This window comes from Pseudomonas resinovorans NBRC 106553, assembly GCF_000412695.1.
GTDB lineage: Bacteria > Pseudomonadota > Gammaproteobacteria > Pseudomonadales > Pseudomonadaceae > Metapseudomonas > Metapseudomonas resinovorans_A.
The window spans coordinates 5866931-5886716 of the sequence record NC_021499.1; the positions used below are offsets into that span (position 1 = coordinate 5866931).

Annotated in this window: 25 protein-coding genes; 17 read left to right on the forward strand and 8 right to left on the reverse strand. The window is 65.8% G+C overall.

The features are described from left to right. Positions 1 to 34 precede the first annotated feature (34 nt). The 5 genes from PCA10_RS26320 to PCA10_RS26340 all read left to right on the forward strand — a co-directional run bounded on the left by PCA10_RS26320 (position 35) and on the right by PCA10_RS26340 (position 5916). Positions 35 to 409: a gamma-butyrobetaine hydroxylase family protein gene (locus PCA10_RS26320; protein ID WP_016495134.1), complete on the forward strand. Its 375-nt coding sequence runs from the start codon at positions 35 to 37 to the stop codon at positions 407 to 409. A 274-nt stretch (positions 410 to 683) separates the two neighbouring features. Next, a complete protein-coding gene (phaC, locus tag PCA10_RS26325; RefSeq protein ID WP_016495135.1) occupies positions 684 to 2363 on the forward strand; it encodes a class II poly(R)-hydroxyalkanoic acid synthase in 1680 nt (559 codons plus the stop codon). A gap of 153 nt (positions 2364 to 2516) precedes the next feature. Next, entirely contained in the window at positions 2517 to 3374 is an 858-nt protein-coding gene (gene phaZ, locus PCA10_RS26330) for a poly(3-hydroxyalkanoate) depolymerase (protein ID WP_016495136.1), read from the forward strand. 171 nt (positions 3375 to 3545) lie between these two features. Next, positions 3546 to 5228 (forward strand): class II poly(R)-hydroxyalkanoic acid synthase, encoded by a 1683-nt coding sequence (phaC, locus tag PCA10_RS26335; RefSeq protein ID WP_016495137.1) that lies wholly within the window; start codon positions 3546 to 3548, stop codon positions 5226 to 5228. A gap of 73 nt (positions 5229 to 5301) precedes the next feature. Next, positions 5302 to 5916, forward strand: coding sequence for a TetR/AcrR family transcriptional regulator (locus tag PCA10_RS26340; protein ID WP_016495138.1), 615 nt, complete (start codon positions 5302 to 5304; stop codon positions 5914 to 5916). A 48-nt stretch (positions 5917 to 5964) separates the two neighbouring features. On the opposite strand, the gene PCA10_RS26345 is transcribed toward PCA10_RS26340, so the two are convergent. The 3 genes from PCA10_RS26345 to PCA10_RS26355 all read right to left on the reverse strand — a co-directional run bounded on the left by PCA10_RS26345 (position 5965) and on the right by PCA10_RS26355 (position 7800). Beyond that, positions 5965 to 6903, reverse strand: coding sequence for a phasin family protein (locus tag PCA10_RS26345; RefSeq protein ID WP_016495139.1), 939 nt, complete (start codon positions 6901 to 6903; stop codon positions 5965 to 5967). Between the two features lie 10 nt (positions 6904 to 6913). Next, positions 6914 to 7348 carry a phasin family protein gene (locus tag PCA10_RS26350; RefSeq protein ID WP_016495140.1) on the reverse strand — a complete coding sequence of 145 codons (435 nt, stop codon included), beginning with the start codon at positions 7346 to 7348 and terminating at the stop codon, positions 6914 to 6916. A 176-nt stretch (positions 7349 to 7524) separates the two neighbouring features. Further along, on the reverse strand, positions 7525 to 7800 hold the full coding sequence (locus PCA10_RS26355; protein ID WP_016495141.1) for a polyhydroxyalkanoic acid system family protein: 276 nt from the start codon (positions 7798 to 7800) through the stop codon (positions 7525 to 7527). Between the two features lie 143 nt (positions 7801 to 7943). On the opposite strand from PCA10_RS26355, the gene ubiE reads away from it, so the two are divergent. From ubiE to PCA10_RS26405, 10 genes are all read left to right on the forward strand, one after another. After that, a complete protein-coding gene (gene ubiE, locus PCA10_RS26360; protein WP_016495142.1) occupies positions 7944 to 8714 on the forward strand; it encodes a bifunctional demethylmenaquinone methyltransferase/2-methoxy-6-polyprenyl-1,4-benzoquinol methylase UbiE in 771 nt (256 codons plus the stop codon). Continuing rightward, positions 8714 to 9331 carry a ubiquinone biosynthesis accessory factor UbiJ gene (locus PCA10_RS26365; protein ID WP_016495143.1) on the forward strand — a complete coding sequence of 206 codons (618 nt, stop codon included), beginning with the start codon at positions 8714 to 8716 and terminating at the stop codon, positions 9329 to 9331. Before ubiE ends, PCA10_RS26365 begins: the two co-directional genes overlap by 1 nt. Further along, positions 9328 to 10920 carry a ubiquinone biosynthesis regulatory protein kinase UbiB gene (gene ubiB, locus PCA10_RS26370; protein ID WP_016495144.1) on the forward strand — a complete coding sequence of 531 codons (1593 nt, stop codon included), beginning with the start codon at positions 9328 to 9330 and terminating at the stop codon, positions 10918 to 10920. Before PCA10_RS26365 ends, ubiB begins: the two co-directional genes overlap by 4 nt. Before the next feature lie 78 nt (positions 10921 to 10998). Continuing rightward, on the forward strand, positions 10999 to 11400 hold the full coding sequence (gene hisI, locus PCA10_RS26375; protein WP_016495145.1) for a phosphoribosyl-AMP cyclohydrolase: 402 nt from the start codon (positions 10999 to 11001) through the stop codon (positions 11398 to 11400). After that, entirely contained in the window at positions 11393 to 11728 is a 336-nt protein-coding gene (locus tag PCA10_RS26380) for a phosphoribosyl-ATP diphosphatase (protein WP_016495146.1), read from the forward strand. The genes hisI and PCA10_RS26380 overlap by 8 nt, the downstream gene beginning before the upstream one ends. A gap of 25 nt (positions 11729 to 11753) precedes the next feature. Beyond that, positions 11754 to 12014: a twin-arginine translocase TatA/TatE family subunit gene (locus PCA10_RS26385; protein ID WP_016495147.1), complete on the forward strand. Its 261-nt coding sequence runs from the start codon at positions 11754 to 11756 to the stop codon at positions 12012 to 12014. 6 nt (positions 12015 to 12020) lie between these two features. Then, positions 12021 to 12500, forward strand: a complete 480-nt coding sequence (tatB, locus tag PCA10_RS26390; protein WP_016495148.1) for a Sec-independent protein translocase protein TatB — start codon at positions 12021 to 12023, stop codon at positions 12498 to 12500. Continuing rightward, positions 12497 to 13291 carry a twin-arginine translocase subunit TatC gene (gene tatC, locus PCA10_RS26395; protein WP_016495149.1) on the forward strand — a complete coding sequence of 265 codons (795 nt, stop codon included), beginning with the start codon at positions 12497 to 12499 and terminating at the stop codon, positions 13289 to 13291. Before tatB ends, tatC begins: the two co-directional genes overlap by 4 nt. Continuing rightward, positions 13288 to 13995, forward strand: coding sequence for a 16S rRNA (uracil(1498)-N(3))-methyltransferase (locus PCA10_RS26400; RefSeq protein WP_016495150.1), 708 nt, complete (start codon positions 13288 to 13290; stop codon positions 13993 to 13995). The genes tatC and PCA10_RS26400 overlap by 4 nt, the downstream gene beginning before the upstream one ends. Before the next feature lie 51 nt (positions 13996 to 14046). After that, entirely contained in the window at positions 14047 to 14469 is a 423-nt protein-coding gene (locus PCA10_RS26405) for a UPF0158 family protein (RefSeq protein WP_016495151.1), read from the forward strand. A gap of 179 nt (positions 14470 to 14648) precedes the next feature. On the opposite strand, the gene PCA10_RS26410 is transcribed toward PCA10_RS26405, so the two are convergent. The 5 genes from PCA10_RS26410 to pip form a co-directional block, all read right to left on the reverse strand. Continuing rightward, a complete protein-coding gene (locus tag PCA10_RS26410; protein ID WP_016495152.1) occupies positions 14649 to 15383 on the reverse strand; it encodes an amino acid ABC transporter ATP-binding protein in 735 nt (244 codons plus the stop codon). Continuing rightward, positions 15376 to 16338, reverse strand: coding sequence for an amino acid ABC transporter permease (locus PCA10_RS26415; RefSeq protein ID WP_016495153.1), 963 nt, complete (start codon positions 16336 to 16338; stop codon positions 15376 to 15378). Before PCA10_RS26415 ends, PCA10_RS26410 begins: the two co-directional genes overlap by 8 nt. Before the next feature lie 84 nt (positions 16339 to 16422). After that, positions 16423 to 17214 carry a transporter substrate-binding domain-containing protein gene (locus PCA10_RS26420; protein WP_016495154.1) on the reverse strand — a complete coding sequence of 264 codons (792 nt, stop codon included), beginning with the start codon at positions 17212 to 17214 and terminating at the stop codon, positions 16423 to 16425. A 124-nt stretch (positions 17215 to 17338) separates the two neighbouring features. Then, the gene (gene dtd, locus PCA10_RS26425; protein ID WP_016495155.1) at positions 17339 to 17776 is read right to left on the reverse strand and encodes a D-aminoacyl-tRNA deacylase; all 438 of its coding nucleotides are present in this window, start codon (positions 17774 to 17776) and stop codon (positions 17339 to 17341) included. Beyond that, positions 17776 to 18750, reverse strand: coding sequence for a prolyl aminopeptidase (gene pip / locus PCA10_RS26430; protein ID WP_016495156.1), 975 nt, complete (start codon positions 18748 to 18750; stop codon positions 17776 to 17778). The genes dtd and pip overlap by 1 nt, the downstream gene beginning before the upstream one ends. Positions 18751 to 18843: 93 nt before the next feature. Here pip and PCA10_RS26435 point away from each other — a divergent pair, with 93 nt between their 5' ends. Both PCA10_RS26435 and PCA10_RS26440 read left to right on the forward strand, forming a co-directional pair. Continuing rightward, a complete protein-coding gene (locus PCA10_RS26435) occupies positions 18844 to 19275 on the forward strand; it encodes a hypothetical protein (RefSeq protein WP_016495157.1) in 432 nt (143 codons plus the stop codon). After that, a complete protein-coding gene (locus PCA10_RS26440) occupies positions 19272 to 19745 on the forward strand; it encodes an NUDIX domain-containing protein (RefSeq protein WP_016495158.1) in 474 nt (157 codons plus the stop codon). Before PCA10_RS26435 ends, PCA10_RS26440 begins: the two co-directional genes overlap by 4 nt. The last annotated feature ends 41 nt before the right edge of the window (positions 19746 to 19786 follow it).

A 19786-nucleotide genomic window follows, 5' to 3' on the forward strand; every position in this document is an offset into this window, starting at 1 on the left:
CGCCCGCCGGCTGCATGCATTTGGAGACCCCGACATGCGAATCCCCAGCGGTATCGAACTGCACAAGGCCTCCAGGACCCTGACCCTCAAGTACGGGCCGGAGGAAAGCTACACCCTGAGCGCCGAGTTCCTGCGCGTGCACTCGCCCTCGGCCGAGGTGCAGGGCCACGGCAAGCCGATCCTCCAGTACGGCAAGTTGAACGTCGGCCTGACCCAGCTGGAACCGGCCGGCAACTATGCCCTGAAATTGACCTTCGATGACGGCCACGACAGCGGCCTGTTCACCTGGGACTACCTGTACCAGCTCGCCACTCGCCAAGAGGAGCTGTGGAACGACTATCTGCAGGAGCTCGCGGCCGCCGGCCGCTCCCGCGACCCGGACGAAACCGTGGTCAGGCTCATGCTCTAAAGCGGTGCATGCCGCGCCCCATTGCGCACCCCGCCGCCCAAGGTTAGGGCGCATTTTCTAAACACCCTCGACATACTCCCGCTGCAGCGATCTGTCTGCGGTCGGCTTGCGCAAACTGACAAACTCGGGTAACCAAGATCTGGCAGGTTCCATGCATTTGGCATAGCCAGATACAGAGCATTAGGCGAAGTTCGCTTCGCCATCCCGGTAACCCGAGCGTGTCAGCGCGCTGTTCCGCAGGCGCTGTTCGACTCAGGACAATGGAGCGTCGTAGATGAGCAACAAGAACAACGAAGACCTGCAGCGGCAAGCCTCGGATAACACCCTGAACCTCAATCCGGTTATCGGGATCCGTGGCAAGGACCTGCTGTCTTCAGCTCGTATGGTGCTGTTGCAAGCCATCAAGCAACCCTTCCACAGTGCAAAACACGTCGCTCATTTCGGCCTGGAACTGAAGAACGTGCTGCTCGGGCAATCCGGCCTGCAACCGGAGTCCGACGACCGCCGCTTCCATGACCCGGCCTGGAGCCAGAACCCGCTGTACAAACGCTACATGCAGACCTACCTCGCCTGGCGCAAGGAACTGCACAGCTGGATCGAGCAGAGCAACCTCTCCGAGCAGGACAGCAGCCGCGGCCACTTCGTCATCAACCTGATGACCGAGGCCATGGCGCCCACCAACAGCATGGCCAACCCGGCTGCGGTGAAGCGCTTCTTCGAGACCGGCGGCAAGAGCCTGCTGGACGGCCTTTCCCACCTGGCCAAGGACCTGGTCAACAACGGCGGCATGCCGAGCCAGGTGAACATGGACGCCTTCGAGGTCGGCAAGAACCTGGCCACCACCGAAGGCGCGGTGGTGTACCGCAACGACGTACTGGAGCTGATCCAGTACAAACCCATCACCGAGAGCGTGCACGAGCGCCCGCTGCTGGTGGTGCCGCCGCAGATCAACAAGTTCTACGTCTTCGACCTGTCACCGGAAAAGAGCCTGGCGCGCTTCTGCCTGCGCAATGGCCTGCAGACTTTCATCGTCAGCTGGCGCAACCCGACCAAGGCGCAGCGCGAGTGGGGCCTGTCCACCTACATCGAGGCCCTCAAGGAAACCATCGATGTCATCCTGAAGATCACCGGCGCGAAGGACCTCAACATCCTCGGCGCCTGCTCCGGCGGCATCACCACCGTCGCCCTGCTCGGCCACTACCAGGCCACCGGCCAGAACAAGGTCAACGCCTTCACCCAGATGGTCAGCGTGCTCGACTTCAACCTCAACACCCAGGTCGCCCTGTTCGCCGACGAACAGACCCTGGAGGCCGCCAAGCGCCGGTCGTACCAGGCCGGCGTGCTGGAGGGCAAGGACATGGCCAAGGTGTTCGCCTGGATGCGGCCGAACGACCTGATCTGGAACTACTGGGTCAACAACTACCTGCTGGGCAACGAGCCGCCGGCCTTCGACATCCTCTACTGGAACAACGACACCACGCGCCTGCCCGCGGCGCTGCACGGTGAGCTTGTGGAGATGTTCAAGACCAACCCGCTGACCCGCCCCCACGCCCTGGAAGTCAGCGGCACCCCCATCGACCTCAAGCAGGTCACCTGCGACTTCTACTGCGTGGCCGGCACCACCGACCACATCACCCCCTGGGAAGCCTGCTACCGCTCGGCGCGGCTGCTGGGCGGCAAGTGCGAGTTCGTGCTGTCCAACAGCGGCCATATCCAGAGCATCCTCAACCCGCCGGGCAACCCCAAGGCGCGCTTCTCCACCAGCAGCGACATGCCGGAGGATCCGAAGCTCTGGCAGGAAAACGCCACCAAGCACGCCGACTCCTGGTGGTTGCACTGGCAGCAGTGGATCGCCGATCGCTCCGGCAAGACCAAGAAAGCCAACTTCAACCTGGGCAACAAGGCCTTCCCGGCTGGCGAGGCCGCGCCCGGCACCTACGTGCACGAGCGATGACAGATTGCACCTTGCGCACCACTGCCCATGGCACCGGGATGTGCCCTGCTCGCCGCCAGCCCTCGTGGCTGGCGGCAGCCAGGCACGACCTGGCGGATTCGGGAGGGGCCACCGGCGGCCTCTCCCGGTTTTCTAATCAATAGGGCTCCGCGCATGTCGCAACCTTTCGTATTCCGCACCATCGAGCTCGACGGCCAGACCATCCGGACCGCCGTCCGCCCGGGGCAATCGCACATGACTCCGCTGCTGATCTTCAACGGCATCGGCGCCAACCTCGAACTGGTGTTCCCCTTCGTCCAGGCGCTGGACCCGGACCTGGAGGTGATCGCCTTCGACGTCCCCGGCGTCGGCGGCTCGTCCACCCCCAGCCGGCCCTACCGGTTCTCCGGCCTGGCCAAGCTCGCCGCACGCATGCTGGACTACCTGGACTACGGACAGGTCAGCGCCATCGGCGTGTCCTGGGGCGGCGCCCTGGCCCAGCAGTTCGCCCACGACTACCCAGAGCGCTGCAAGAAACTGATCCTGGCCGCCACCTCGGCCGGCGCCGTGATGGTGCCGGGCAAGCCCAAGGTGCTCTGGCGCATGGCCAGCCCGAGGCGCTACATCCAGCCGTCCTACGGCGTCCACATCGCCCCGGACATCTACGGCGGCGCCTTCCGCCGCGACCCACGCCTGGCCCTGGCCCACGCCAGCAAAGTGCGTTCGTCCGGCAAGATGGGCTACTACTGGCAGCTGTTCGCCGGATTCGGCTGGACCAGCATCCACTGGCTGCACCGCATCCATCAGCCCACCCTGGTGCTGGCCGGCGACGACGACCCGATCATCCCGCTGGTGAACATGCGCCTGCTGGCCTGGCGCATTCCCAATGCGGAACTGCACGTGATCGACGACGGTCATCTGTTCCTCGTGACCCGCGCCGAAACCGTGGCGCCGATCATCATGAAATTCCTCGCCGAGGAGCGGCAGCGGGCGGTGATCCACCCGCAGGCACTGCCGCTGCGAAGCGGCTGAACAGGCGCCGCTCCCTTGTGGGGCGGCGAGCAAGCGCCCGAACCAGAGCGGTGCGCGCTGTCATCAACTTGAATTCCGCCCGCGATAGTCTGGAATGCACTTCGGGCTCACGATGGTACAACCCTTGCTGTAGACCTCCTGGACCACGGACCGAATACGGAGCGCTGCCCCATGCGAGAAAAACAAATCCCGGGCACCTTGCCGGTACCTGCTGCTTTCATGAACGCGCAGAACGCCATCGTCGGCCTGCGCGGCAAGGATCTGTTTTCCACGGTACGCAACCTGGCGCTGCACGGACTGCGGCACCCGGTGCACAGCGCGCGGCACATGCTCGCCTTCGGCGGCCAGGTCGGCCGTGTGCTGCTGGGGGACACCCTGCACCAGCCCAACCCGCAGGACAGCCGCTTCGCCGACCCGTCCTGGCAGCACAACCCCTTCTATCGCCGCGGCCTGCAGGTCTATCTCACCTGGCAGAAACAGCTCGGCGCCTGGATCGAGGAAAGCGACCTCAGCGACGATGACCGCGCCCGCGCGCGCTTCGTCCTGGCCCAGCTGAGCGATGCCCTCGCGCCCACCAACAGCCTGCTCAATCCGCTGGCGGTGAAGGAGCTGTTCAACACCGGCGGCTTCAGCCTGATCAAGGGCCTCAGCCACCTGGTGGACGACCTGCTGCACAACGACGGCATGCCCAGCCAGGTCAGCAAGCATGCCTTCGAGATCGGCCGCAACCTGGCCAACACCCCGGGCGCCGTGGTCTTCCGCAACGAGCTGCTGGAGCTGATCCAGTACAAGCCGATGAGCGAGAAGCAGTACCTGCGCCCGCTGCTGGTGGTGCCGCCGCAGATCAACAAGTACTACATATTCGACCTCGCCCCGGACAAGAGCTTCGTCCAGTACGCCCTGAAGAACGGCCTGCAGGTGTTCATGGTGAGCTGGCGCAACCCCGATGCACGCCACCGCGAATGGGGCCTGTCCACCTACGTGCAGGCCCTGGAGGAGGCCTTCGAGGCCTGCCGCGCCATCACCGGCAGCAAGGAAGTGAACCTGGTCGGCGCCTGCGCCGGCGGCCTCACCAACGCCGCCCTGCAGGGCCACCTGCAAGCGCGCCGGCAACTGCGCAAGGTCTCCAGTGCCACCTACCTGGTGAGCCTGCTGGACAGCCAGGTGGACAGCCCGGCCGCGCTCTTCGCCGACGAGCAGACCCTGGAAGCCGCCAAGCGCCGCTCCTATCAGGCCGGCGTGCTGGACGGCAAGGACATGGCCAAGGTGTTCGCCTGGATGCGCCCGAACGACCTGGTCTGGAACTACTTCGTCAACAACTACCTGCTGGGCCGCGAACCCCCGGCCTTCGACATCCTCTACTGGAACAACGACAACACCCGCCTGCCCGCCGCCCTGCACGGCGACATGCTGGACTTCTTCAAGCACAACCCGCTGACCCGCAGCGGCGGCCTGGAAATCTGCGGCACCCCCATCGACCTGCAGAAGGTCACGGTGGACAGCTTCAACGTGGCCGGCATCAACGACCACATCACGCCCTGGGACGCGGTCTACCGCTCGGCCTTGCTGCTGGGTGGCGACAGCCGCTTCGTGCTGTCCAACAGCGGCCATATCCAGAGCATCCTCAACCCGCCGGGCAACCCCAAGGCCAACTACTACGAGAACGGCAAGCTCACCTCCGACCCCCGCGCCTGGTACTACGACGCCAAGCACGTACAGGGCAGCTGGTGGTCGCAGTGGCTGGGCTGGATCCAGGAACGCTCCGGCGAGCAGCGGGAAACCATCATGGCCCTGGGTAACCAGGACTACCCGGCGATGGAAGCCGCCCCGGGCACCTACGTGCACGTGCGCTGACACCCCACGGGCCGGCCGGGCAACCGCCCGACCGGCCCTTCACCTCTTACGGAAAGCCTGGCAAGAACCCTGGATGAAGACCCGCGACCGCATCCTCGAGTGCGCCCTCGATCTGTTCAACCGCAACGGCGAACCCAATGTCACCACCCTGGAGATCGCCACCGAACTCGGCATCAGTCCGGGCAACCTCTACTACCACTTCCACGGCAAGGAGCCGCTGGTGATGGCGCTGTTCGAGCGCTTCCAGGAGGAACTGGCACCACTGCTCGACCCGCCCGCCGACGCGCGACTGGACGCCGAGGACTACTGGCTGTTCCTGCACCTGATCGTCGAGCGCCTGTCCCAGTTCCGCTTCCTGTTCCAGGACCTGTCGAACCTGGCCGGACGCCTGCCGAAGCTGGCCCGTGGCATGCGCCAGTGGCTCAACCACCTCAAGCGCACCCTCGCCACGCTGCTGGCCAGGCTCAAGGCCGAGCGCCAGCTGATCAGCGATACCGAAGCCCTCGGCCAACTGGTGGAACAGATCACCCTGACCCTGCTCTTCTCCCTCGACTATCAGCGGGTACTGGGCAGTGGCGGCGAGATCCGACTGGTGGTCTATCAGGTGATGATGCTGGTCGCGCCGCACCTGCGCCCCGGTTCCCGGCACGCCGCCGAGAAGCTGGCCAGGCGTTATCTGGACGCCTGAAACACAAACGCCCGGACAAGCCGGGCGTTTGTGTCATACCGATCCAGCTCAGGACTGGCTGGCCGGCGGCGTGGCCGGTGCTGCCGGAGCCGGAGCCGGTGCCGCGCTGGGCGCCGGAGCCGCGGCGGCAGGAGCTGCCGGGGCCGGGCTTGCGGCCGGCGCAGCGGGCTTGGCAGCAGCCTTGGGCGCGGCGGGTTTCTTCACTGCGGGCTTCTTCGCGGCGGCGGGTTTGGCCGCTGCAGGTTTCGCAGCTGCAGGCTTGGCTGCCGGTTTGGCGGCGGCGGCCGGCTTGGCAGCGGGCTTCGCTGCGGCGGGCTTGGCAGCCGGTTTCGCAGCGGGCTTGGCTGCAGGTTTGGCAGCTGCGGCCGGCTTGGCGGCCGGTTTCGCCGCGGCCTTGGCAGCAGGCTTGGCGGCCGGCTTCGCAGCAGCGGGTTTGGCAGCTGCCGCCTTGGGAGCCGGCTTGGCAGCGGCCACCTTGGCAGCCGGTTTGGCGGCTGGCTTGGCAGCAGGCTTGGCTGCGGCTTTCACCGCCGGCTTGGCTGCGGGCTTGACCGATTTGGCCGACACGCCGGTGAGCTTCTCGAGTTGCTTGGTCAGTGCATCAACCTTGCCCTGCAAGCTCTTCACCTCGGTGCGGCTAGGCACGCCGAGTCGGGAAATGGCGCTGTTCAGACGCTTGTCGAAAGCCTCTTCCAGCTCGCTCCACTTGCCGATCGCCTTGCCCTTCACCTCTTCGACCTTGGACTTGGCCGTGTCGACGCGGTCACCGACCTTCGACTTCACCGCGCCTACCTGCTTGTCCACTTCGGTCTTGGCCTGCTTCTCGGCCTTCTCGCCATCCTTGACCAGCGCGTCGAACAGCTTGTTGCCGTCGTTGCTGATCTTCGAGTAGGCCCCCAGGCCAGCCAGCCAGATCTGGCGCGAGTATTTCTCGACCTCGCCGATCCAGGAGTTGGTGTCTTTATCGGTTTTCTTCTTGCCAGCCATCCTGCTCTCCTTATTTGGTTCGCGCGACGTGCTCGAGCAACGCGCTCAGCTCATCAAGCTTAGCAGAGAGTGCCTCAACATCCTGCCGGGAAGGAATACCGATGCGGTTGAGCGCACTGGCCACCCGGTTGTCGAAAGCCTTCTCGATCTTGTCGAGTTGAACCTCGACCTTTTCCTTCACGCCGGTAACGCTGCTCTTGACGCTGTCGATCTGGCTGTTGGCAGCCTCGACCTGCTCGTCCACCAGCTTCTTGCCTTGCTTCTCGACGCCTTCGCCGGCCTTCACCAGCTCCTTGAAGTAGTCGACGCCCTCGGCACCGGCCTTGGCGTAGGCACCCAGGCCAGCCAGCCAGATCTTGCGCGCATAGACCTTCACGTCGGTCAGGACGGTGGTGGATTTGACTTCGGCTTTCTCGACTTTCTTCTTGACGGCTACTTTGGCCATGGTGCACCTCACGCGGAATGGTAGATGACTCGCCCTTTCTCAGGACTTGAGCGCAAGGTAGCGAGGAAAATTAGAAACCGCATACTAGCCGCGGGATGGGGCATGGGCCTTACCGCTGCGGCGCCTCGTCGTAGGAGCGAATTCATTCGCGAAGGGCCGCGCAGCGGCCCCTGGAATCAGACCAGATACTCGTCCAGCGCCTTCTCGATCTCGCGCTTGATGCTGCCGCTCATGGTCGACAGCAGCAGGCCCAGCTTGACCTCCACGCGCACCTTGGCGTCGCTCACTTCGATCGCGCCATCGGCGCCGCTGCGCTTGAACTCCAGGGTGTCGCCGCGCCACTGGTAGCGCACGTCGTACTCGCGGGCCAGGCGCTCGGCGAGTTTCTCGGCTTTCTCCCGGACAGCCTCTCGACCGAGGGCGTGGGAACGTTCGACTTGGATGCGCGACATGGGTGGGTTCCTGAACTGCGACCTTTGGTCGCGCGACTATACCAGCCCCCACGGGCCCTGGCCGCGTCCACCGCCGTCGGCTGCCAAGACAAAGCCGGACGCGGGCATTAGAATGGCCGCCACTCTATTCCGGTGGCAGCGACATGAACGACCCGCGCAAAGACAACGACGCCGAACCCACGACCCACTTCGGTTACCAGCAGGTCCCCGAGAGCCAGAAGGCCGACAAGGTCGCCGAGGTATTCCACTCGGTTGCGGCCAAGTACGACCTGATGAACGACCTGATGTCCGGCGGCGTCCACCGGCTGTGGAAGCGCTTCACCATCGAGCTCTCCGGCGTACGCCCGGGCAACCGCGTGCTGGACATCGCCGGCGGCACCGGCGACCTCACCCGCCAGTTCTCGCGCCTGGTAGGCCCCACCGGTGAAGTGGTGCTGGCCGACATCAACGCCTCCATGCTCAAGGTCGGCCGCGACAAGCTGCTGGACAGCGGCGTGGCCGGCAACGTCAGCTTCGTCCAGGCCGACGCCGAGAAGCTGCCCTTCCCCGACAACCACTTCGATGTGGTCACCATCGCCTTCGGCCTGCGCAACGTCACCCACAAGGACGAAGCCCTGCGCTCCATGCTGCGAGTGCTCAAGCCGGGCGGCCGCCTGCTGGTGCTGGAGTTCTCCAAGCCCACCAGCAACCTGCTGTCCAAGGCCTATGACGCTTACTCGTTCAGCCTGCTGCCGCTGATGGGCAAGCTGATCACCAACGACTCGGAAAGCTACCGCTACCTCGCCGAATCCATCCGCATGCACCCGGACCAGGAAACCCTCAAGGCGATGATGGTCGAGGCCGGCTTCGAGCGCGCCACCTTCCACAACATGACCGGCGGCATCGTCGCCCTGCACCGCGGCATCAAGCCCTGATGCTGACCCAGGCGCTGCTGGCCGGCATCGAACGCGGCCTGAACCGGGTGCTGGCCCTGGACAGCACCGCGTTGCCGCGCATGGCCGCCCTGGAAGGCAGCGTCATCGAGGTGGATTGCCAGAGCCCGGCGCTGACCCTGTTCCTGCTCCCCGGCGGCGATGGCCTGCGGCTCTCCGCGCACTGGTCCGCCCCTGCCGACTGCCGCCTGCGCGCGCCGGCCGGGAGCCTGCTGAGGCTGGCCGTCAGCAAGGAAAAGACCGCTGTCCTGCACAGCCCGGACGTCAGCCTGGACGGCAACAGCGCCGTGTTGCTGGAGCTCGCCGCCATCCTCCAGGACCTGGAGCTGGACTGGGAATACGAACTGTCGCGCTGGCTCGGCCCGGTCGGTACCCAGTTGCTCGCCGGCCACCTGAAGAGCCGCGCCAACTGGGCCGGACAAGGCCTGGACAGCCTCAAGCAGAACCTCGCCGACTACCTGGCCGAGGAATCGCGCACCCTGGTGGGCCGCCGTGAGGCCGACGCACGCTTCGCCGAGCTGGACCGACTCAAGCTCGCCCTCGACCGCCTCGACGCCCGCGTCGAACGCCTGAACCAGAGAACCAAACCCAAAGCATGAAGCTGCTCGCCGCCCGCCGCCTGCTGCGCATCCAGCAGGTCGTCATCCGCTACCGTCTCGATGACCTGCTGCTCGACCTGCCGCTGCCCTGGTGGCTGCGCACGCTGAGCTACCTCCTGCCCTGGCGCTGGCTGCCGCGCAAGGAACTGACGCTGTCCCGGGGCGAGCGCCTGCGCCGGGCCCTGGAAGACCTGGGGCCGATCTTCATCAAGTTCGGCCAGCTGCTCTCCACCCGCCGCGACCTGATGCCGCCGGACATCGCCGACGAGCTGGCGCGGCTGCAGGACCAGGTGCCGCCCTTCGCCCCGGCCAAGGCCGTGGAGCGCATCGAGGAGCAGCTCGGCGCCAAGGTCGGCGAAGTGTTCGCGCGCTTCGACGTCGAGCCCCTGGCCTCGGCCTCGGTGGCCCAGGTCCACGCCGCCCAGCTGAAAAGCGGTGAAGAGGTGGTGGTGAAGGTGATCCGCCCCAACCTGCGGCCGATCATCCGCCAGGACCTCGCCTGGCTGTACATCCTCGCCCGCCTGGCCGAACGCGTGTCCGCCGACGCCCGCCGCCTGCGCCCGGTGGAAGTGGTGGACGACTACGAGAAGACCATCTACGACGAGCTCGACCTGCTCCGCGAGGCGGCCAACGCCAGCCAGCTGCGGCGCAATTTCGACGGCTCGCCGCTGCTCTACGTGCCCCAGGTCTACTGGGACTGGTGCCGCCCCAAGGTGCTGGTGATGGAGCGCATCTACGGCATCCCGGTGACCGACCTCGCCACCCTCGCCGACCAGCGTACCGACATGAAGCTGCTGGCCGAACGGGGTGTGGAGATCTTCTTCACCCAGGTGTTCCGCGACAGCTTCTTCCACGCCGACATGCACCCCGGCAACATCTTCGTCGCCACCCGCCAGCCCTGGAACCCGCAGTACATCGCCATCGACTGCGGCATCATCGGCAGCCTCACCCCCGAGGACCAGGACTACCTGGCGCGCAACCTGATCGCCTTCTTCAAGCGCGACTACCGCCGCGTGGCCCAGCTGCACATCGATTCGGGCTGGGTGCCGGCCGAAACCAAGGTCAACGACTTCGAGGCGGCCATCCGCACCGTCTGCGAACCGATCTTCGAGAAGCCGCTGAAGGACATTTCCTTTGGCCAACTGCTGCTGCGCCTGTTCCAGACCGCGCGACGCTTCAACATGGAAGTCCAGCCGCAACTGGTGCTGTTGCAGAAGACCCTGCTGAACATCGAAGGCCTGGGCCGCCAGCTCTACCCGGACCTGGACCTGTGGAGCACCGCCCAGCCCTTCCTCGAGCGCTGGATGCGTGAGCGGGTCAGTCCGCTGCATCTGCTGCGCAACCTGCAGCTGCAGGCCGAGCAGGTGCCGCACCTGTCGCAGATCGCCCGCGATACCCTGGAACGCCTGGCCCTGCCGCCCAGCGCGCCGCAGAAGGCCGAACAGCCGAGCGCCGGCCAGTGGCCCGCACGGCTGCTCGGCGCGCTGCTGATCGCCGGCGCCGCCACCCAGGGCCTGGCGCCCACCGCCGAGACCTGGCCGAGCTGGCTGATGCTGGCCGGCGGTCTATATCTGGTGCTGCGCCGATAGCCAGCCCCGAGTGGCACTGGCACACTATTTCGATCCGAGTGCCGGCCCCACGGGGTCGGCCGAGTTGTGGAAGACACGATGAAAGACTGGCTGGAAGAGATTCACTGGAACGCCGATGGCCTGGTCCCGGCGATCGCCCAGGACCACAAGACGGGCCGCGTGCTGATGATGGCCTGGATGAACCGCGAAGCCCTGGCCCTCACCGTCGCCGAGAACCGCGCCATCTACTGGTCACGCTCCCGTGGCAAGCTGTGGCGCAAGGGCGAGGAATCCGGCCACGTGCAGCAACTCCACGAACTGCGCCTGGATTGCGATGCCGACGTCGTCATCCTGATGGTCGAGCAACTGGGCGGCATCGCCTGCCATACTGGTCGCCAAAGCTGCTTCTACCGCGTCTTCGAGGAGGGCGGCTGGAAGACCGTCGACCCCGTGCTCAAGGACCCGCATGCCATCTACGCCGCAGGACACAGCCATGAGTGATACTCTCGCCCGCCTGGCCGAGGTGCTGGAGGAGCGCAAGAACGCCGCGCCCGACAGTTCCTATGTCGCCAGCCTGTACCACAAGGGCCTGAACAAGATTCTGGAGAAGGTCGGCGAAGAAGCGGTGGAAACCATACTCGCCGCCAAGGACGTCGCCGCCGGCGGCGACGTCGATGAGCTGATCTACGAAACCGCCGACCTCTGGTTCCACAGCCTGATCATGCTCGCCGCGCTCGGCCAGCACCCCCAGGCCGTGCTCGATGAACTGGACCGTCGCTTCGGCCTGTCCGGGCACGCCGAAAAGGCCGCCCGACAGCCCTCCGCCTGACAAAGACAATCAAGAGGAACACACCATGGGCATCTTCGACTGGAAACACTGGCTGGTCATTCTCATCGTCGTCGTACTGGTCTTCGGCACCAAGCGCCTGAAAAACCTCGGCTCCGACGTGGGCGAAGCCATCAAGGGCTTCCGCAAGGCCATGAACACCGAGGAAGCCGACAAGGCTCCCGAGCAGAACACCACCGCCCAGCAATCCGGCACTCCGCTGAACCAGCCGCACACCATCGACGGCCAGGCGCAGCAAGTGCAGGACCCGGTGACTCGCAAGGACTGATGACCCATGTTCGGTATCAGCTTCGGTGAACTGCTGCTGATCGGCCTGATCGCACTCCTGGTGCTCGGGCCCGAGCGGCTACCCGGCGCGGCTCGCACCGCCGGCCTCTGGATCGGCCGCCTGAAGCGCAGCTTCAACGCGATCAAGACCGAGGTAGAACGCGAAATCGGCGCCGACGAGATTCGTCGACAGCTGCATAACGAACACATCATGTCGCTGGAGAAGCAGATCAAGGACAGCATCATGCCGCCGACTGCCGACACCGCCGCGACAGAATCCGAGCCTGAGAGCGCCGCAACAGTCTCCGCCGCAGCGCCCGCCGCACCGGCAAGCAGTGCTCCGGCGGCCGCTCCAGCCGCTCCGGCCGCCAGCGCACCCGCGCCTGGTGTCCAACCCGTTGCCGCCCCGTCGAGCGCCACCGCGCCGACCACCCCGGCAACGGCCCAGGCCCCCGTCGAACCGCAACAGCCGTCCCGCACCCCATGAGCGAACAGAAGCCGGATCAAGACCAGGAAATGCCCCTGGTCTCGCACCTCACCGAACTGCGAACGCGCCTGCTGCGCTGCGTGGTGGCGATCTTCCTGATCTTCGCCTGCCTGTTCTACTTCGCACAGCGGATCTACACCCTGGTCTCGGCGCCGCTGCGCCAGTACCTGCCCGAAGGCGCGACCATGATCGCCACCGACGTGGCCTCGCCCTTCCTCACGCCGTTCAAGCTGACCATGGTGGTGGCGCTGTTCCTCGCCATGCCGGTGATCCTGCACCAGGTCTGGGGCTTCATCGCCCCCGGCCTGTACAAGCATGAGAAGCGCGTGGCCCTGCCGCTGCTGGTGTCGAGCATCGTGCTGTTCTACTCCGGCATGGCCTTCGCCTATTTCCTGGTATTCCCGCTGATCTTCCACTTCTTCGCCAGCGTGACCCCCGAAGGCGTGTCGATGATGACCGACATCAGCAGCTACCTCGACTTCGTGATGACGCTGTTCTTCGCCTTCGGCGTGGCCTTCGAGATTCCCGTGGCGGTGATACTGCTGATCTGGATCGGCGTGGTGGACGTCGCCTACCTCAAGCGCATCCGCCCCTACGTGATCATCGGCTGCTTCGTGGTGGGCATGATCCTCACCCCGCCGGACATCTTCTCCCAGACCCTGCTGGCCGTGCCCATGTGGCTGCTGTTCGAGGTCGGCGTGTTCTTCGGTGGGCTGATCCGCAAGCGCGGCGACCATCCGGAAGACGACGCCGAAGAGCCCGGCGACCAGCCGCCTGCCACCCGCCCGTGAACCTGCTGCTTCTCGAAGACGCCGACTTCATCGCGGCGGACCGGGCGCGCCTCGAAGGCCGGCGCCTCAAGCACCTGCATGAGGTACACCGCGCCGAAGCCGGCGACAGCCTGCGGGTGGGCCGCCTCGGTGGCCTGATGGGCCAGGGTCGCCTGCTCAGCCTTGCGCCGGACTGCGCCGAGTTGGAAGTCGCCTTCGACCAACCGCCGCCCGCCAAGCTACCCATTACCCTGCTGCTGGCCCTGCCCCGGCCGAAGATGCTTCGCCGCGTGCTGCAGACGGTGGCCGCCATGGGTGTGCCGCGCCTGGTGCTGCTCAACAGCTACCGGGTGGAAAAGAGCTTCTGGCAGACCCCCTTCCTCGAACCTGCGGCCATCCGCGAGCAGCTGATCCTCGGCCTGGAACAGGCTCGGGACACGGTGCTGCCCGAGGTGGTGATCGAAAAGCGCTTCAAGCCCTTCGTCGAGGACCGCCTGCCGCAGCTCGCCGCCGGCACCCAGGGCCTGGTTGGCCACCCCGGGAACTACCCCGCCTGCCCGCGCGCGGTGGATGGCGCCATCACCCTGGCCATAGGCCCGGAAGGCGGCTGGATTCCCTACGAGGTGGAGAAACTGCACGAGGCCGGCCTGCAGCCGGTGCAGCTCGGCGAGCGCATCCTGCGGGTGGAAACGGCGGTCACCGCCCTGCTCGCACGGCTGTTCTGAGGCGAGCCACTGGCGTAGGCTGAGGGCAACCCCCGTCATCGAGACTTGCCCATGCGCCCGCTGACCATCGACCTTGACCAGCTCGCCTTCGCCCTCAACACCGAGGGCCTGGACCATTATCTCGACCTGCTCAGCGGCAAGGTGCTGCTGATACCCGAAGAAGACGCAGATCCCGAACTGGAAACCCTGCTGCGCGAAGAGCCGGAGCGCTTCCTGCTGGTGGAGCCCCTCGGCCAGTCAGATGAGCTGCGGCTGATGGAGGAATTCCTCCCGGAAGTGGTCCATCCCCATGCCTACGCGGCCCTGCAGCAGGCCCTGGCGGGCCGCAAGCCGGCCCGCAGCTTCCGCCATGTGCTGATGGAATACCCGGTGCTGCTGGAAGCCTGGCACGCCTTTGAGGCCACCCGCCTGCGAGAGCTGGCTCAGGACTGGCTGGAAGACAACGAACTCAAGCCGGCGACGCCGCTGCACTGACGCTCCCGCCACGGCGCGGCCGGTTGGAGCGAATTCATTCGCAATGATCCCGAACGCCGAGTCTGCCTGGAATAACCCTCTCCCCAGCCCTCTCCCAGAGGGAGAGGGGGCGATCCGGGCGCTCCTGTAGGGGCGAATTCATTCGCCAAGGGCCGCGCAGCGGCCCCCGGCAGCGGCGATCAGAGCACCTGGCGCAGGAAGCTCTGCGCACGCGGGTCCTGGGGCTGGGCGAAGAATTGCGCGGGGGGCGCATCCTCCAGCAGCTTGCCGTGATCGAAGAACAGCACCCGGTCGGCCACTTCACGGGCGAAGCCCATTTCGTGGGTCACGCAGACCATGGTCATGCCTTCCTGGGCCAGCTGCTTCATCACGTCCAGCACTTCGCCGACCATTTCCGGGTCCAGCGCCGAGGTGGGTTCGTCGAACAGCATCACCTTGGGTTCCATGCACAGGGCGCGGGCGATGGCCACGCGCTGCTGCTGGCCGCCGGACAGGCGCGAGGGATACTCGTTGGCCTTCTGCGCGATGCCGACCTTGGCCAGCAGCGCCTGGGCCTTGGCCTCGCGCTCGGCCTTGCCGCGCTTGCGCACCACCTTCTGCGCCAGGCAGAGGTTCTCCAGCACGGTCATGTGCGGGAACAGGTTGAAGTGCTGGAACACCATGCCCACTTCGCGGCGGTAGGCGTTCACATCGGTCTTCGGGTTGGCGAGGTCGACGCCGTCGATGCTCACCGAGCCGGAATCCAGCTCTTCCAGGCCGTTCAGGCAGCGCAGGAAGGTGGACTTGCCGGAGCCCGAGGGGCCGATCACCACCACCACTTCACCCCGCTTCACTTGCGTGGTGACGTTATCCACAGCCCGCACTTCATGGCCGCGGGCATCGAAGACTTTCACCAGGTTACGGACTTCAATCACTTTTCCCGAGCCTCCGCTCCAGACGGCTGGCGATTTGCGACAGCGGCAGGTTGATCACGAGGTAGAGCGCGGCCACGCAGAACCAGATCTCGAAGGTGGAGAACGAGGTGGTGATGGCTTCGCGGCCGCTCTTGGTCAGCTCGGTGATGGCGATCACCGACACCAGCGAGGTGTCCTTGACCAGGCTGATGAACTGCCCGGCCAGGGGCGGCAGTACGCGCTTGAAGGCCTGGGGCAGGATCACATGGCGCATCGACTGGGGACCGGTCAGGCCCAGGGAGCGCGCGGCCTCGTTCTGGCCACGGGCGATGGACTGCACCCCCGCGCGGACGATCTCGCCGACATAGGCACCGGTGAACAGCGCCAGCGCCGCGACCCCGGCGAACTCCCGGGAGAGGTTCAGCACGGTGCCGATGAAGAAGTAGAAGATGAAGATCTGCACCAGCAGCGGCGTACCGCGCACCAGCTCGACATAGACGGTGGAGAGGTCGCGCAGGGTCGGGTTGCTGGACAGCCGGCAGAGGCCGGTGAAGAGGCCTATCAGCAGGCCGAACGCGCCGGAAACCACGGATATCCACAGGGTGGTCCAGAGGCCCCAGAGCAGCGGGCCGGCAGCCCAGTGGCGGGTCACGCCGATCTGGTCGCCTTCGGAAACGTCATCGCCCTGGCTCACCTGCAGGCTGTCGCGGTCCACCTCCAGCACCTGCTCATCGCCGCCTTCGGCGGTGAGGGTCACCCGCGCCTTGTCGCCGGAGTCGCTGATCGCGCTGACGGTGCCGTAGTCGGCGGCGCGCTGGCTTTCCTCGTGCTGGTAGGCGAAGTACTGGGGAACGCGATTCCAGCGCCACTCGTAGGAAATCAGCGACGTGGAATACCAGAGGCCCAGGCTGATCACGACCAGGATCAGACCGGTCAGGACATGCCAGGGCCAGTTGCGGCGATGTTTGCTAGTCACGGTAAATCTCGCTCATGGCGGGGGACAAAAGGCAGGCCCGGCCTTGTGGGCCGGGCCTGTCGAAGCCAGCCTGGATCGGCCGGCTTATTCCATCTCTTTCAGCCAGTCGCTCTTCTTGAACCACTTGGCGTGAATGCGATCGTAGGTGCCATCGTTGCGGATCTGGTGCAGCCAGTTGTTGATCCAGTTGATGCTGTCGTAGTCGCCCTTCTTCAGGCCGAAGGCCAGGGGTTCGAAGGTGAAGGGCTCTTCGAGGAACACCAGCTTGCCGGCGCCGGCCTTGTTCACCGCCACCACGTTGTAGGGCGCGTCGTAGATGAAGGCGTCGGCCTTGGCGTTGACCACGTCCATCACCGCTTCCTGCTCGTTGTCGAAGCCGTGGTACTGGGCCTTGGCGATCAGCTTCTTGGCGACCATTTCGCCGGTGGTGCCGATCTTCGAGGTGATGCGGTACTGGGGATCGTTCAGGTCCTTGTAGGACTTGATCTTGTCAGCCAGTTCCTTGCGGATCAGCAGGGTCTGGCCAACCACGATGAAGGGTTCGGCGAAGTTGATCCGCAGGTTGCGTTCCTGGGTCAGGGTCATGCCGGAGCCGATCATGTCGAACTTGTCGGTCAGCAGGGCCGGGATGATGCCGTCGTAGCTGGTGGACACCAGCTCCAGCTTGACCCCCATGGCCTTGGCCATGGCTTTGAGCAGGTCGACTTCGAAGCCGATGATCTCACCGCGCTTGTTGGTCATCTCGAAGGGCATGTAGGTCGGGTCCATGCCAACGCGCAGGGTGCCGCGCTTGACGGCGTCATCGACCATGCCGGCGTGGGCCAGGCCGGTCAGGGCGCAGGCGGAGAACAGCAGCGACGCGAGAAACTTTTTCATTCTTTCTCCTAATGGGGGACGGCTCGTTATTCTTGTGCAAGCCCACGGACGGCGGGGCATGGCGCGCATGCTAACGCTCATGAACGTGGATGGCGAGTCGCAATGAAAGCAGATATCGGGCCAGTCAGCTCGAGAGCAGGAAAGTGACCGGACCGTCATTGACCAGATGCACCTGCATGTTCGCGCCAAAGCGCCCCGTGGCCACTTGCGGGTGCTTGAGCCGGGCCTGGGCCACGAGGTAGTCGAACAGCGCCTCGCCCAGCGCCGGCGGCGCCGCGGTGGAGAAGCTCGGGCGCAGGCCGCTGTTGGTATCGGCCGCCAGGGTGAACTGGGACACCAGCAGCAGGCCGCCACCGACCGCCCCCAGGGACAGGTTCATCTTGCCCTCGGCGTCGGCGAAGACCCGGTAGTTGACCAGCTTGTGCAGCAGCTTGTCGGCGCTGGCCTCGGTGTCCTGGGGCTCGACGCCCACCAGCACCAGCAGGCCCTGGTCGATGGCGCCGACCACTTCACCTTCCACTTCGACGCGGGCGGCACTGACCCGTTGCAGCAGTGCCTTCATCAGGCGTCTTCTTCCGGCGGCAGGTCCAGCAGGCGGCGCGCCATCTGGTTGGCCGCGCGCACCAGGGCATCGGTGATGCCGGCCTCGGAGGCGGCGTGGCCGGCATCGCGGACGATCTGCAGCTCGCTGTTGGGCCAGGCCTTGTGCAGCGCCCAGGCGTTGTCCAGGGGGCAGATGGCGTCATAGCGGCCATGCACGATGACACCCGGCAAGTGGGCGATGCGCGGCATGTCGCGGAGCAACTGGTTGGGTTCGAGGAAGGCCTGGTTGACGAAGTAGTGGCACTCGATGCGGGCGATGGAGAGGGCCCGCATGGGCTCGCTGAAGCGTTCCACCACCGGTGCGCTGGGGCGCAGGGTGGCGGTGCGGCCTTCCCAGGTGGACCAGGCCTTGGCGGCGTGCATCTGGGCGATCTGGTCGGGGCCGGTCAGGCGCTTGTGGAAGGCCTGCATCAGGTCGCCCTGCTCTTCCGCCGGGATGGGCGCCAGGTAGTCTTCCCAGTAGTCGGGGAACAGCCGGCTGCAGCCTTCCTGGTAGAACCAGTGGAAGTCCTCCGGACGGCACAGGAAGATGCCCCGCAGGATCAGCCCCAGCACGCGCTCCGGGTGAGCCTGGGCGTAGGCCAGGGACAGGGTGGAGCCCCAGGAACCGCCGAACAGCACCCACTTGTCGATCCCCAGGTGCTGGCGGATACGCTCGAGGTCGGCCACCAGGTCCCAGGTGGTGTTGTTCTCCAGGCTCGCGTGGGGCGTGGAGCGGCCGCAGCCGCGCTGGTCGAAGGTGACGATGCGGTACAGGTTGGGGTCGAAGAAGCGCCGGCTCATGGCATCGCAGCCGGCCCCCGGGCCACCGTGGATGAACACCACCGGCAGACCGTCCGGCGTGCCGCTCTCGTCCACATAGAGCACGTGCGGTGCATCCACCGCCAGCTCATGCCGGGCGTGGGGTTTTATCTCCGGATACAAAGTCTGCATTCTGGACTCCCGAATCTGTGCATAAGGTCGACCCCTTGGCGAGTTCGGCCGTCTAATCTGCCGGGCATCATAACGAAGGAAATGGAGTTCAGCATGCTACTCAGGAAGTTCGCTCTGCCGACGCTCTGCGTACTGGCAATCCTAGCTGGTTGTGGCCGCGACGACCCGGCCGCGGCGCTGGATGCGGCGGTACAACAGCTACAGGACAACCTCGAAGCGAAGCAGACCGGCGCCGTTCTGGAGCAGTTGCACCCGCAATTTCTAGCCCAGCAGCAGCATGACCGCGACTGGGCCAAACGCACCATGGCCCTGCTGTTCCTGCGCCACAAGAACGTCAACGTGATGGCCCTGAGCAAGTCCAGCCAGCTCGACCCCACCTACAGCGAGAAGGGCTACACCGAGGCCCAGGTAGCCCTGGCCGGCGCCGAGGGGCTGATTCCCGACAGCGCCCGTCACTACGGGGTGAAGCTGGAGTGGTGGCTGGACGACGGCGAGTGGAAGCTCGCCCGGCTGGACTGGCAATGAGCGCGCCGCTCACCCACCGCATCCGCGCCGCCGGCCTGCTGGTGCGCGATGGCCGCATCCTGCTGGTCAAGCATGTGGTGGGCGACGACACCTACTGGATACCGCCGGGCGGCGGCTTCGAATCCGCAAGCGACGAGTCCACCCGCGACACCGTGCGCCGCGAGTTCATGGAGGAAACCAGCCTGGCGGTGGAGGTCGGCCCACTGGTCTACGTCCGCGAATTCGCCGAACCGGCCATGGGCCGCTTCCACCTGGAGCTGTTCTACCGGATAGACGCCTGGAGCGGTGAGCTCAGCCTGGCCAACCTCGCGGGCCTGGGTGGCGACGAGTTCGATATCAAGGAACTGGCCTGGATCGGCCGCGAGGAACTGGCCGCCCTGCCCTTCTATCCGGCCGAGCTGCTGGACGATGTCTGGCAGCGCCTGGCCGCCGAGCCGGTGGTGATCCGCCATCTGGGGCTGCAAAAGTGATGCGCGCCGTTCTTCCGTAGGATGGGTTGAGCGGAGCGATA